This window comes from Sphingobium subterraneum, from assembly GCF_014199435.1.
Lineage (GTDB): Bacteria > Pseudomonadota > Alphaproteobacteria > Sphingomonadales > Sphingomonadaceae > Sphingobium > Sphingobium subterraneum.
This window is the reverse complement of the sequence record NZ_JACIJP010000001.1, coordinates 13,629-26,071: the sequence shown is the minus strand read 5'-3', so window position 1 is coordinate 26,071 and position 12,443 is coordinate 13,629. Positions and strand designations below refer to the sequence as shown.

Sequence of the window (12,443 nt, the reverse complement as noted above, 5' to 3'; positions counted from 1 at the left end):
GTCTGCCGATCATAGGAAAGTCCCTTCAGAGGACATTCCAATGTGGGTCGGGCGAGACATATGGACGAGTTACTAGCGGAATTCATTGCCGAGACACAGGAAACGCTGGAAGCTCTGGCCGGAGAAGTTGTTGCGTGGGAAGCTGATCCCAGTGACCGCGAGCGGCTCGATGCGGTTTTCCGTTTCTTCCATACGGTTAAGGGGAGCTGCGGTTTTCTCAACCTTCCCCGCTTCGAAAAGCTGAGTCACGCTGCCGAGGACGTGCTTTCGCATGTGCGCGCGGGCGAAGCCGTCCCCGACAGCGCAACGATCTCCGCCGTCCTGTCGGTCATGGATCGCATCGCGGAACTCTGCTCGGCCGTCGAAGCCGGGGCGCCCCTGCCCCAGGAAAATGACGATCTGCTGATCCAGGCGCTGCATCATTGCTACGCGATGGCATGCGCCGCGTCCGAAGTCGTGACCGAGGAAAGCGCTAAGGAAATCGAGATTTCGCCGGTGGCGGACCCGCGCCGTCCGAGCGCCACCGCCCGCACCATCCGCCTGCCCCTCACGCTCATCGACCAGCTGATGAACGGCGTCTCCGACATGGTGCTGGCCCGCAACGAACTGGCCCGTCGGCTGCGCGAGCGGGAAAGCGACCCCGAACTCGAAATGGTATTCGAGCGCCTGTCTGGCTGCATTGCCGACATGCGCGACAGCATCTCGAAGACGCGCGTACAACGCGTCGAACGCCTGTTCATGGCGGTGCCCCGCATGGTGCGCGACCTCAGCCGCGACCTCGGCAAGATCGTCGACCTGACCGTCGAGGGCGGCGATGTCGAAATGGACCGCGAGATGGTGGAAATGGTGGTGGACCCGCTGACCCACATCGTGCGCAACAGCATCGACCACGGCATCGAAACGCCCGAACAGCGCCGCGCGGCCGGAAAGCCGGAAGCGGGGCAATTGCGCCTTTCCGCCCGGCAGTCGGGCAGCCAAATCGTTATCGAGGTCAGCGACGACGGGCGCGGCATCAACGTCAACGCCGTCGTGAACAAGGTCGTGTCCTCAGGCGCCATGACCCAGCAGGACGTCGCCCAACTGACCGAACAGGAACGGCTGGAACTGATCTTCAGCGCCGGCCTCTCGACCGCCCAGGAGGTCACGTCCGTGTCCGGACGCGGCGTCGGCATGGATGTCGTGCGTGCAAATATCGAACGCATCGGCGGCGCCATCAGCCTCGCCAACGCGCCGGGACGCGGCCTCACCATCACCATGCGTGTGCCGTTGACGCTCACCATCATTCCCGGCCTCATTCTGAACGCAGGGGGGCAAAGCTTTGCCATTCCACGCTCGGCGGTGGTCGAAATCCTGCACGAAAACAATCCGATGGTCGAAATCGCCACGCTCGGCATGGCGCGCGTGGCCGCGATCCGCGGCCTGCGCTATTCGATGATCGACCTGGAGGAAGTGGTCGGCCTGCCGGTGCCAGAACAGACCGGCCCCCGCTCCATCATGGTCGTGCGCTCGTCCTCGGGCCTGCCGTACGCGCTTGCCGTTTCGAGCGTCGAAAATCACGAAGAGCTGGTCATCCGGCCAGCCGCGCCGATGGTCATGGCGGCGGGCGTCTATGCGGGCATGACCCTGCCCGATAACGGCCAGCCGATGCTTCTGCTCGACGCTGGGGGCATCGCCAATGTGGCCGAACTGCCCCTTGAAACAAACCGCAGGGGCGATCAGTGGGGCCAGCCGGTTGCCGATGCGCCGACGACCGAGTTGCACAGCGGCCTGCAGTTCGTGGAACTGACGGGCGAGGACCGCATCATTCTCCTGTCGCTCGTCGAGCGTGTCGAGGACATCGAGATCGCACATTTCGGCCAGACCGCCGGTCAGGCGCATGTCATGATCGAGGGGCGCCTCATTCCGTCCGTACGGCCGGTGCAGACGTCCGACATCGGCAACGACAGTGGTCTCGTCACCTGCCTGCGCCTGCGCGATGGTCAACGCGAACTCTGCTACCCCATCCGCTCGATCGTCGACATTTTCGAGATCCCGGTCACGCTGGACATGAGCGCACCCTATGATCATGTCGCCGGGCTGACGCTGATCGAAGGCCGCCAGGTGGAGGTGGTGGACGGCTACAGCCTGTTTGCCGACCTTCCGGACACGCTGGAAACAGGGGCCGCTCCCAAGAAATGCATCATCGCCGACGGACAGGACAACTGGAACCGTAACGTCCTTGCACCACTCCTTATCCGCGCGGGATATGAAGTCGTGCTCGGCATCGAGGGCGATGCCGGAATCGGCGATGCGGTCGTGTTGAGCACCAATGCCGACATCGAACCCCGCGATGCGACCTGCCCCATCGTGCGGCTACGGGCGGCCAGCAAACCCGCCACCCCCAGTGACGACAGCATTTACCGGTACGACCGTGAAGCCCTGTTCGAAGCAATTCACGCAGCGCACAGCGAAAGGAAAACGGCATGAGCGGACTGTATCTCTTCGCAACGGTCGCAGGAACCGCCATCGCTATCGACACGGTCGAAATCGAAGCGGTCGTCAAGGTCAAGGAACTCTCCTACGTACCCGCTGTCCCGCCGCACGTCGCGGGCCTCACCGCGCTGCGCAGCCGCGTGCTGACCGTCCTCGACGCAGCGGCCCTGATTAACGGCGCCGTCGACGATGTGGGGCGCGAATATGCCATTGTCTGCAACATTGCAGGGCACAGTTACGGCGTTCTTGTGGACGAAGTGAAAGACATCGTCGCCAAGGATTCCGAGCCGAATACCGTTCGTGGACGGCCCGATCCGGTCTGGAGCAAATATGCACGCGGCGTGCTGTTGCACGACAACGCTCCCCACTTTTTGATATCTCTCGGAAATTTAATCGAAAATTCGATGACTGCGCAGGCGGCGTGAGCCCGCGTTTACGTTTCGATCAGCTTTTCCGCCTATGCTGACAGGAACAAGGCACATCAAGGGATGCATCACATGAAAAATTGCCTGGTCGTCGATGATTCAAAGGTCATTCGTAAGGTCGCTCGTCATATTCTCGAATCACTCAACATCTCGGTTTCCGAGGCGTGCGACGGTCGGGATGCCCTGAACCAGTGCGAGAGCGCATCGCACGATGTCGTTCTGCTCGACTGGAACATGCCCGTTATGAACGGCATGGAGTTTCTCCAGCAACTGACCGCCACCAAGGCGGCGGCTTCGCGTCCGAAGGTGATCTTCTGCACCACGGAAAACGGTCTGGGGCACATCAAGGCGGCACTCGATGCGGGCGCTGACGAATATGTCATGAAGCCGTTCGACCGCGACACGCTCGAAAGCAAGCTGCAGATCGTCGGAGTCATTTAATTCCTCCATTCAGACAAGGTCGTTTCAATAATGTCTGTAATGCGGTCGGCGAATTCCTGGAGCACGGAAGCCATGCCGGCGCTGCGCGTGCTGGTCGTGGACGATTCGCTGGTTGTACGATCGGCGGTCGAAAAGATCTTTGCAAACCGCAGTGACGTCGTGATCGCCGCCAAGGCGTCCAATATCCGCGTCGCCCTCGCCTATCTTGAAGACAATATGGTCGACGTCATCCTGCTCGACCATGAAATGCCAGGCCGCAACGGGCTGGATGCCCTTCCCGATGTGCTCAAAGCGTGTCACGGTGCTCGCGTTATCATGCTGTCCGGCTATTGCGCGGAAGGCAGCCAGAACGCCGTGCAGGCGCTGGCAAACGGTGCGAGCGACGTTATCCTGAAGCCTGGTATCGGCGACTATCGCACGGCCTTCAGCGAAAATCTGGTGGACCGCGTGCTGCGGCTCGGCGCTCGCCCGGGCAAGCGGGCACAATCCGCCGTGCCCCTGCACAGCATCTCTCCGGAATTCCAGCTCCGCTGCATCGGCATCGGTGCGTCGACCGGCGGCATTCCGGCGCTCAGCACGCTGCTCAAGGGCGCGCAACTCAAGTTCAATGTGCCGATCCTGCTGACCCAGCATCTGCCGACCGATTTCATGCATCATTTCGCCACCCAGCTCGCGCGCGCCACCGACCTGCCGGTCGATATTGCGCGTCACGGCGAGCGGCTGCGCAACAATCATGTCTACATTGCGCCGGGCGGCCACAACCTTCTGTGCGTGCCGCGGGGACGCGGGGGCGTGGAAGCGGTCATTTCGGACGACCGTGACGGCGATATGCAGTCCCTTCCCGCTGTCAATCCGATGTTCCGATCGATGGCGGAAAGCTACGGCTCGGGCGCGCTCGGCATCGTCCTCACCGGCATGGGTCGCGACGGCACCGACGGCGCGCGCGCCATCGTCAACGCGGGCGGCACCGTTATCGTGCAGGACCAGGACAGCGCGGTCATTTGGGGCATGCCCGGGTCGGTATCGAAAGCGGGACTGGCAGCCGCGGTGCTACCGCCCGAGCAGATGCCCGCGTTCATCAGCCAATATAGCAGGATCGCGGCATGACCGGATCCCGCCAGAGTGGAGCCATCCGGATGATCGCCGCGTTGCTGGAGGCGCGTACCGGTCAGGTCCTGAGCGAGAACCGCATGTGGCGGCTCGAAACATCATTGAAACCGCTGATGCGCGCCAACAGCCTGCGCTCGCTGGAAGATCTCGTCGCGCGGCTCGCCGACCAAGGCGGCGGTCCCCTCGCCAACGACGTGGTCAATGCTCTGCTCAACAACGAAAGCAGTTTCTTTCGCGACCATCATGTCTTCCAGATGCTCGCCACACAGATCCTGCCGCACATTGCCCAGACACGGAAGGAAAAGTCGCTGCGTATTTGGAGCGCCGGCTGCTCCACCGGGCAGGAAGCCTATTCGCTGGCGATGACGCTGCGCAAACAGGCCGACCTGTGGAAAGGCTGGCAGATCAGCATCCTCGCGACGGACATTTCCTCCTCCGTCGTCGAGCGCGCACAGGCGGGCCTCTTCTCGCAGATCGATGTGCAGCGCGGACTTGCCGTCAACGATCTGCTGCGCTGGTTCGAACCGGCGGGCGACACCTGGCGGATCAGCCAGGAATTGCGCCACATGATTGACTTCCGCGTCGACAATCTGTTCGAACCGCAGGCACCGTCGGGCAGCTATGACCTTGTCATGTGCCGCAACGTGCAATTCTATTTTTCTGCGGAAATGCGTCGCAAGGTGTTCGGCTGTCTGGCGCGGCACAGCGCACCGGGCGGCTATCTGATCCTCGGCGCGGGCGAAACGGTGATCGGCCAGACCATCGATTTCACCGCCAGTATGCAGTTTCGCGGCATCTACGAACGCGTGCGCCCCAAGGAAGACGCCTCCTCGGTGAAAGCCGCCTGACGCGACGCTCGTTCCATCTCCGGTTGTCAGCCCCCGCTGCTGGGTCTAAGGAAGCCACATAAGCAAAGCGGCAGGGAACGAAACCGGTGATCGAAACGCCGTCACCCAATTTCGATGAACGCAGCCTGCCCGTTTCGCTGCTCGTCCTCCATTACACCGGGATGCCCGACGCTGCGAGCGCCATCAACTGGCTTGCCAACCCGGAGTCCAAAGTGTCCGCGCATTATGTCGTCACCGAAGACGGCCAGATCGTCCGCATGGTTGATGAGAGCAAGCGCGCCTGGCACGCGGGCAAAAGCTGGTGGCGCGGGACAAGCGACGTCAATTCCGCCAGCATCGGCATAGAGATCGTCAATCCCGGCCATGAATGGGGGTACCGCCCCTTCCCCGAAACGCAGATGGCGGCGCTCATCCCGCTGGTGCACCAGATCGTCACCCGCCATCGTATCACGCGCGGCAATGTCGTGGGGCACAGCGACATCGCGCCCGGCCGCAAGCAGGACCCCGGCGAGCTGTTCCCCTGGGCGCAGCTTGCCCGCTTACGGCTCGCCCTCCCCCGCCCCACCAAGCATCTGATGGACCCACACTGGAGCGACAGCGGCTTCATGCTCGCGCTCGAACGCTTCGGCTATGACATCACCGATCAGGAAGCCGCCGTGCGCGCCTTCCAACGCCGGTTCCGGCCGGAAATGATCGACGGCATCATCGACGGAGAGTGCCGCGCCATCCTGCTCGCCCTGCTTCTGCCCAAGCCCCAGGGTGACGAATGAACGCACGACGAATGAAAGGCCGCGATTGACCCGTCCTGCCGCGCACCACACCCGCAGCCGCCTCGTTTCCATTTTCGGCGGCTCGGCGGGCAATCTCGTCGAATGGTACGACTGGTACGTCTATTCCGCCTTCACGCTCTATTTTGCGCCGGTCTTTTTCCCCAGCGGAGACCGCACGGCGCAACTGCTGAGCACCGGTGCGGTGTTCGCCGTCGGTTTCCTGATGCGGCCGATCGGCGCGTGGGCGATGGGGGTCTATTCGGACCGACACGGGCGCAAGGCGGGGCTGACCATCTCCATATTGATGATGTGCGCCGGATCGTTGCTGATCGCCGCGACGCCCGGCTATGCCGCCATCGGCATCTGGGCACCCGTGTTGCTGGTGCTCGCCCGACTGTTGCAGGGGCTGAGTGTGGGCGGCGAATATGGCGCGAGCGCGACCTATCTTTCGGAAATGGCGGGCAGCACGCGCCGCGGCTTCTGGTCGAGCTTCCAATATGTGACGCTCATCATGGGGCAGTTGCTGGCGCTCGCCGTGCTGCTGGTGCTGCAGGCAATTCTCTCCGAAACTGCACTGGAAAGCTGGGGCTGGCGCATTCCTTTCGCGATTGGCGGCGTGCTCGCCCTGTGCGTACTGATGCTACGGCGGGGCATGCTGGAAACCACCGCGTTCGACAAGACCAGCGCCAGCGATGCGCCCCGCTCGTCCTTCCTTGGCCTGTGGCGTGAGCATCCCGGCGCGGCGTTGCTGGTGATCGCGCTGACCGCCGGGGGAACGCTCGCCTTCTATACCTACAGCACCTACATGCAGAAATATCTCGTCAACACGTCCGGCTTCTCGCGTGAGACGGCGAGCTGGATCATGGCGGCGGCGCTGTTTCTCTTCATGCTGGTACAGCCGCTCATGGGCGCGCTATCCGACCGGATCGGACGCAAGCCGTTGATGATTGCCTTCGGCGTGCTGGGCCTTCTTGGTACCATACCGATGTTCCATGCGCTCCAGACGACGAATGATCCCCTCGTCGCTTTCGCCCTCGTCCTCGCCGCGTTGCTGGCGGTGAGCTGCTATACGGCCATCAGTGCAGTGGTAAAGGCCGAGATGTTCCCCGCGCATATCCGCACATTGGGCGTCGCCCTGCCTTACGCCATCGCCAACGCAGTCTTCGGCGGCAGCGCGGAATATGTCGCCCTCCAACTCAAGAGCTGGGGCATCGAATCGAGCTTCTACTGGTATGTCAGCGGGATGATCGGTCTCTCGCTGATCGTCTATATCCGCATGAGCGACACGAAGCATACGAGCCTGATCGATCGTGATTAGGAAAGGCCCGCCGCGCCGCGCCACAAGGGATGGGCGGCGCGGCGGGTGGCAGAAAAGAAGGAGGCACGCTCTCCACCCGGCCGGGCCTCCCCTTCACGCACACAAGTCAGGCGAAGCGCACGGCCGTCGAGCGGCGACGGCGCGTGGCCGCGCCCATCGCGCCAAAGCCCGCGAGCATCATCGCCCAGGTCGCCGGTTCGGGCACGGCGGCTGTGGGGGCGGGCGCGACGGTGACGCTGTCGACGTCAAAGGAGCCGGAACTGCTACTAGTGTAACTGCTTGTTTGGAAATTTTGATCAATGAATTCGAAATGACCTAAAGTTCTGTCGCGATTTTTATCAACGATATAACTTAAATTTGCGGTCAGATCGATTGTAGTAATGAAGGTGCTGAAAAAATCACGCACGACGGAACTATCAATATGTTTGCGAACTTGTCCATTGCTGCTGTAATGAAATTCGCTAACTTCATTGAATATCTGACTACCGTTGCCTCCATATCTACTAGCTACGCCGCGATAACCACCATCCACAACTTTACTTATGCCGTTCATGGTAAAAATTGCCGATACAGGGGATGGTGAGCCGCCACCTGTCACGCCCCCGTCTACGTAATGTAGGACACCATCATTGTACTCCAGCGCTCCCGCCAACGGATATGTTAGGGTGTAAACGGCCGTATAAGCCAATCCGACCAGGCTGCTGCCCGGCGAAACCCCGAAATCCCCGGTGTAGTCCACACCGCTCGTAACATGACCCTTATACGTAATGAGATACGTCGCCGCCTCCGCTGGCACTGTCGCCATCGCAATGGTCGCGACGGACACAAGTCCAAACATGCACTTCTTCATAAAAAATCCCCTGTTGATCAATCGCCCAAGCACATAAGATGCAGCGCCGATACGCCGCATCGGCGCACCTTTCACCCCGGCCCGCTCCTGACCTTCGACCTTATTGCTTATCTGCAGGGGGATAGTGCCGCGCCCCATGCTGCACCGCATCCCCCAGGTGGGTAAGACAGCAGCGTAACCTAACGCGAATCCGGTCAATGTGTGGATTTGGGGCAAGTGGAGCAAAATGCGGGCGGGCGTTCGACAGCCTTTTTCCCGGCCGCGAAAGCAGCGATTCTTGGCATGCGCACAGAACCGGCCTCATCTTGGCCGTAAAATCCATTTATTAAGACATATTTACAGTATTGATAAATTTGCAATTGACATCCAATGGATGGAGGGTGAATTTTTTACATATATTTCACTGTATTTACATGTTGGACATCGATGCCTGTTCCACGTCTGATCGACATCATTTATGAAGCGGCGGTCCAGCCCGCCCTCTGGCCAGACGTCCTGCAACAGGTGGCGGACCATTCCCGGTCGCGATGCTGCGTCTTCCTCTCCCGTTCGCCCGATGGTGTGGACTGGACGACATCGACCGACAGCCAGCAGGTCATGAACGATTATGTAAACGAGGGCTGGGCAAACGATATGACCTTGGTCCAGCCGCTGTTCGAGGAACAATGGCCGGGATTTCGCACCGAAACCGACTACCGGACGCCCGAAGAAATCGCCGCTCTGCCGGTCCACAAGTCCTTCTTCATTCCGCGCGGCTTCAGCCACGGCATGGGGACGCTGATCCAGGGTGCGGGGGATGTCGCAGTGCAAATCACCGTGCAGGGATTCGCGTCCGACGCGGCGGCACGGGCCGCCGTTCCGACGATGGATGCGCTGCGCCCCCATCTCGCCCGCGCGATCAGTCTGTCGGCGCTGCTGCGCAGTCGCTCGCAGATTGTCGTCGACAGCCTCTCGCTCGCCGGCGTGGCGGCCGCCGTCATTTCCACTGCCGGGAAACTCCGCTCGGCCAACAGCCTCTTTCTTGACCGGATGGGCGATCGCATCATCGAAAGCCGCGGCAGGTTGCGCTTCATCGACATGTTCCTGAGCACGCAAATGTCGAACGCGCTTTCCCGGTTTCGAAATGGCAGGGAGCGCATACAATCGGTCGGCGTACCGGGCGTCGAGCCATCGTTGGCGTTCGCAATTCATATTTTACCTATCATTGGCACAGCGCGCGAGGTGTGTGACTCGGACGGCGTCTTGATGATCATCGCCGACCCCTCCAACCGCAATGTTCCCTCGTCCGACCTGTTACGACTGCTGTTCGATCTCACGCCGGCCGAAGCGCGGCTGGCGAGGTTGATTGCGCGTGGCCAGACCGTCAGCGAAGTCGCAACGCGCGCGGGCATCCAGGAAAACACCGTGCGGGCGCATCTGAAAGCGATCTACGCAAAGACTGGCTTTTCAAGGCAAACCGATCTGGCTCTCGCCCTCGTCTCGCTAGCGGCGGGAACGCGTCAGGACAATGTGCGGGAAACCTCCCTGCCCTAACCCAGCAGCTGCGCCACCCATTCCGGCACCAGATCGCTCGCCCGTCCCATGTGCGCTTCGTGGAAATAGATGCTGCCTGCTGACGGATCGAGGTTCAGTTCCAGCGTATCCGCGCCAACATAGCGCGCCGTTTGCACGAATCCCGCCGCCGGGTAGACCGCACCCGATGTGCCGATCGACACGAACAAATCGCAGGTGCGCAGCGCGTCGTCGATCCGGTCCATCTCATAGGGCATCTCGCCAAAGAACACGATGTCCGGGCCCAGGCGCGGGGCGCCGCAGCTTTGGCAGAAGGTGCCGGGAGGCAGGCTACCTTCCCAGACCGTCCGCTGCCCGCACTCCGCACACAGCGCCGATTTCAGCTCCCCATGCATGTGCAGGACATGGTCCGAACCCCCGCGCTCATGCAGATCGTCGACATTCTGCGTCACCAGCAGCAGGTCGCCGCCCCATTCCCGTTCCAGCCGCGACAGCGCGATGTGCGCAGGATTGGGTGCGACCTCCGCCAGCTTCGCGCGCCGCTCGTCGTAGAAGCGGTGCACCAGCTCCGGGTCGCGGCGCAGCGCTTGCGGCGTGCAGACATCCTCCACCCGGTGCCCTTCCCACAGACCGTCCGGCCCACGAAAAGTCGCAAGGCCGCTCTCGGCGGAAATTCCGGCACCCGTGAGGATGACAATCGATCGATAGTCTGGCATCGCCGCACCGAAGCAAAGGTTAAGCGCGAAGGCAAGTCATGACGGCAATCGGTATCATCGGCGCGGCGGGGCGCATGGGTCAGGCGATCGCGGCGGAACTGTCGGTGCAGGGCATCACCCCGGCGGGCGGCGTGGACAAGGGTCAAGGCGATCTGACAGCGCTGGTCGGGGCGAGCGACATCCTCATCGACTTCTCCTCCCCCGCAGCGCTCGCCGCCAACCTCGACACCTGCGTCGCTGCAAACACGCCCATCGTGATCGGCACCACCGGCCTCGAAGCCGAACATCATGCCCTGATCGATGAGGCCGCGCGCCGCATTCCGGTGCTCCAGACCGGCAACACCTCGCTCGGCGTCAACCTGCTCGCCGCGCTGGTGGAGGATGCTGCGCGCCGTCTGGGCGAGGATTGGGACATCGAGATCGTCGAGATGCACCACCGGCACAAGGTCGACGCGCCATCCGGTACCGCCCTGCTGCTGGGGCAGGCGGCGGCGCGCGGGCGCGGGGTCGACCTCGCCGCCCACACGGAAAGCGGTCGTCATGGTATCACCGGGGCGCGGGCCAAGGGCGCGATCGGCTTTGCGGCCCTGCGTGGCGGATCGGTGGCGGGCGACCATCAGGTGATCCTGGCGACCGAAGGGGAACGGATCGAAATTGGGCACCGCGCCGAAAACCGTGGCATCTTTGCGCGCGGTGCGGTGAAGGCCGCCCTTTGGCTCGTTGGGCAACCGGCAGGGCGCTACGACATGAAAAGCGTACTGGGCCTTTAACGTGCGATGAAAAAGGCGGACATCTTCGAATTCTACCGGCGCTTGGCGGAGCTCAACCCCGATCCGCGCACCGAGCTCGAATATGGCAATGACTATCAGTTGCTCGTTGCCGTGGTCCTCTCGGCGCAGGCGACGGATGTCGGCGTCAACAAGGCGACCCGCGCGCTCTTCCGCGCCGTCAAGACGCCCGCGCAGATGGTCGCGCTGGGTGAGGAAGGCCTCAAGGAGCACATCAAGACCATCGGCCTCTTCAATGCCAAGGCCAAGAACGTCATCGCGCTGTCCCAGATATTGGAGCGCGACTTCGGCGGCGAGGTCCCCCGCGACCGCGACACCCTCACCACCCTGCCCGGTGTCGGGCGCAAGACCGCCAATGTGGTGATGAACACAGCGTTCGGCGCGGAGACCTTTGCGGTCGACACCCACATCTTCCGCGTCGGCAACCGGACAGGCCTTGCACCGGGCAAGGATGTTCTCGCCGTTGAAAAGCGGCTGGAAAAGGACACGCCCGCCCCCTTCCGCCGCGATGCGCACCATTGGCTCATCCTTCACGGCCGCTATATCTGCAAAGCGCGCAAGCCGGAATGCTGGCGCTGCCCGGTCGCGGATCTCTGCCGCTACAAACCCAAGACCCCAGCGCCAGCAGCCTGACGCAATGCTCCTCTCGACGCGGGGACTTTCTGCTGTCATCCTGCGTTCAGAGTCACACGGCTATGCTGCTGTTTCAGGAGGAGGATACGTCATGACCCATCCGTCACCATCATCCCTTGCCCAACTCGTTCGTACGGGCGCACTGTCGTCGCTCGCGCTATGCGCATTTCTTTTTGTCCCGGCCGATGCGCGCGACAGCAAACCTGATAATCTCGTTCCGGCAGGTGCGCCGGTCGATTGCATCCAGCTGCAGAACATCCGCAGTTCGCATGTGAAGGACGATCGGACGATCGACTTCGAAATGAACGGGCGCAAGATCTACCGTAACACGCTGCCCTACAGCTGCCCCGGCCTGAAGTCGGAGGAGAAATTCGCGTACAAGACGAGCCTCAGCCAGCTTTGCTCCGTGGACATTATCACGGTGCTGCAATCATTCGGTGGTGGCCTGTCACAGGGGGCAAGCTGCGGCCTCGGCAAGTTCCAGCCCATGGAAAAAGCCAAGTAATCCTGTTCTCCTTGAAGCCGGAGCGGGGACGCAAACCCCCTCCGGTTTGCGGGCG

At 62.0% G+C, this 12,443-nt stretch carries 13 protein-coding genes; 11 read left to right on the top strand and 2 right to left on the bottom strand.

Annotated elements, in window-relative coordinates:
• Positions 1-60: 60 nt before the first annotated feature.
• From FHS92_RS00130 to FHS92_RS00100, 7 genes are all read left to right on the top strand, one after another.
• Complete coding sequence (locus tag FHS92_RS00130; RefSeq protein ID WP_184076367.1) at positions 61-2,466, top strand: chemotaxis protein CheA; 2,406 nt, start codon at positions 61-63, stop codon at positions 2,464-2,466.
• Positions 2,463-2,897, top strand: a complete 435-nt coding sequence (locus tag FHS92_RS00125; RefSeq protein ID WP_184076365.1) for a chemotaxis protein CheW — start codon at positions 2,463-2,465, stop codon at positions 2,895-2,897. The genes FHS92_RS00130 and FHS92_RS00125 overlap by 4 nt, the downstream gene beginning before the upstream one ends.
• A 72-nt stretch (positions 2,898-2,969) precedes the next feature.
• Positions 2,970-3,338 (top strand): response regulator, encoded by a 369-nt coding sequence (locus FHS92_RS00120; RefSeq protein ID WP_184076363.1) that lies wholly within the window; start codon positions 2,970-2,972, stop codon positions 3,336-3,338.
• A gap of 72 nt (positions 3,339-3,410) precedes the next feature.
• Positions 3,411-4,445 carry a chemotaxis protein CheB gene (locus FHS92_RS00115; RefSeq protein WP_246351704.1) on the top strand — a complete coding sequence of 345 codons (1,035 nt, stop codon included), beginning with the start codon at positions 3,411-3,413 and terminating at the stop codon, positions 4,443-4,445.
• On the top strand, positions 4,442-5,296 hold the full coding sequence (locus tag FHS92_RS00110; protein WP_184076361.1) for a CheR family methyltransferase: 855 nt from the start codon (positions 4,442-4,444) through the stop codon (positions 5,294-5,296). Before FHS92_RS00115 ends, FHS92_RS00110 begins: the two co-directional genes overlap by 4 nt.
• An 86-nt stretch (positions 5,297-5,382) precedes the next feature.
• Positions 5,383-6,066: an N-acetylmuramoyl-L-alanine amidase gene (locus FHS92_RS00105; protein WP_184076359.1), complete on the top strand. Its 684-nt coding sequence runs from the start codon at positions 5,383-5,385 to the stop codon at positions 6,064-6,066.
• A gap of 25 nt (positions 6,067-6,091) precedes the next feature.
• Positions 6,092-7,384, top strand: a complete 1,293-nt coding sequence (locus FHS92_RS00100) for an MFS transporter (protein WP_184076357.1) — start codon at positions 6,092-6,094, stop codon at positions 7,382-7,384.
• 106 nt (positions 7,385-7,490) lie between these two features.
• On the opposite strand, the gene FHS92_RS18705 is transcribed toward FHS92_RS00100, so the two are convergent.
• The gene (locus tag FHS92_RS18705; protein WP_246351702.1) at positions 7,491-8,372 is read right to left on the bottom strand and encodes a PEPxxWA-CTERM sorting domain-containing protein; all 882 of its coding nucleotides are present in this window, start codon (positions 8,370-8,372) and stop codon (positions 7,491-7,493) included.
• A 288-nt stretch (positions 8,373-8,660) separates the two neighbouring features.
• On the opposite strand from FHS92_RS18705, the gene FHS92_RS00090 reads away from it, so the two are divergent.
• The gene (locus FHS92_RS00090; protein ID WP_184076355.1) at positions 8,661-9,767 is read left to right on the top strand and encodes a helix-turn-helix transcriptional regulator; all 1,107 of its coding nucleotides are present in this window, start codon (positions 8,661-8,663) and stop codon (positions 9,765-9,767) included.
• On the opposite strand, the gene FHS92_RS00085 is transcribed toward FHS92_RS00090, so the two are convergent.
• Positions 9,764-10,462: an NAD-dependent deacylase gene (locus FHS92_RS00085; protein WP_184076353.1), complete on the bottom strand. Its 699-nt coding sequence runs from the start codon at positions 10,460-10,462 to the stop codon at positions 9,764-9,766. The two genes, FHS92_RS00090 and FHS92_RS00085, sit on opposite strands and share 4 nt — an antisense overlap.
• A gap of 38 nt (positions 10,463-10,500) precedes the next feature.
• Between FHS92_RS00085 and dapB the strand changes: the two genes are divergently transcribed.
• From dapB to FHS92_RS00070, 3 genes are all read left to right on the top strand, one after another.
• Entirely contained in the window at positions 10,501-11,232 is a 732-nt protein-coding gene (gene dapB / locus FHS92_RS00080; RefSeq protein ID WP_184076351.1) for a 4-hydroxy-tetrahydrodipicolinate reductase, read from the top strand.
• A 6-nt stretch (positions 11,233-11,238) separates the two neighbouring features.
• Positions 11,239-11,883, top strand: coding sequence for an endonuclease III (nth, locus tag FHS92_RS00075; protein WP_184076349.1), 645 nt, complete (start codon positions 11,239-11,241; stop codon positions 11,881-11,883).
• A 91-nt stretch (positions 11,884-11,974) separates the two neighbouring features.
• Positions 11,975-12,388 (top strand): hypothetical protein, encoded by a 414-nt coding sequence (locus FHS92_RS00070; protein ID WP_184076347.1) that lies wholly within the window; start codon positions 11,975-11,977, stop codon positions 12,386-12,388.
• Positions 12,389-12,443: the final 55 nt, after the last annotated feature.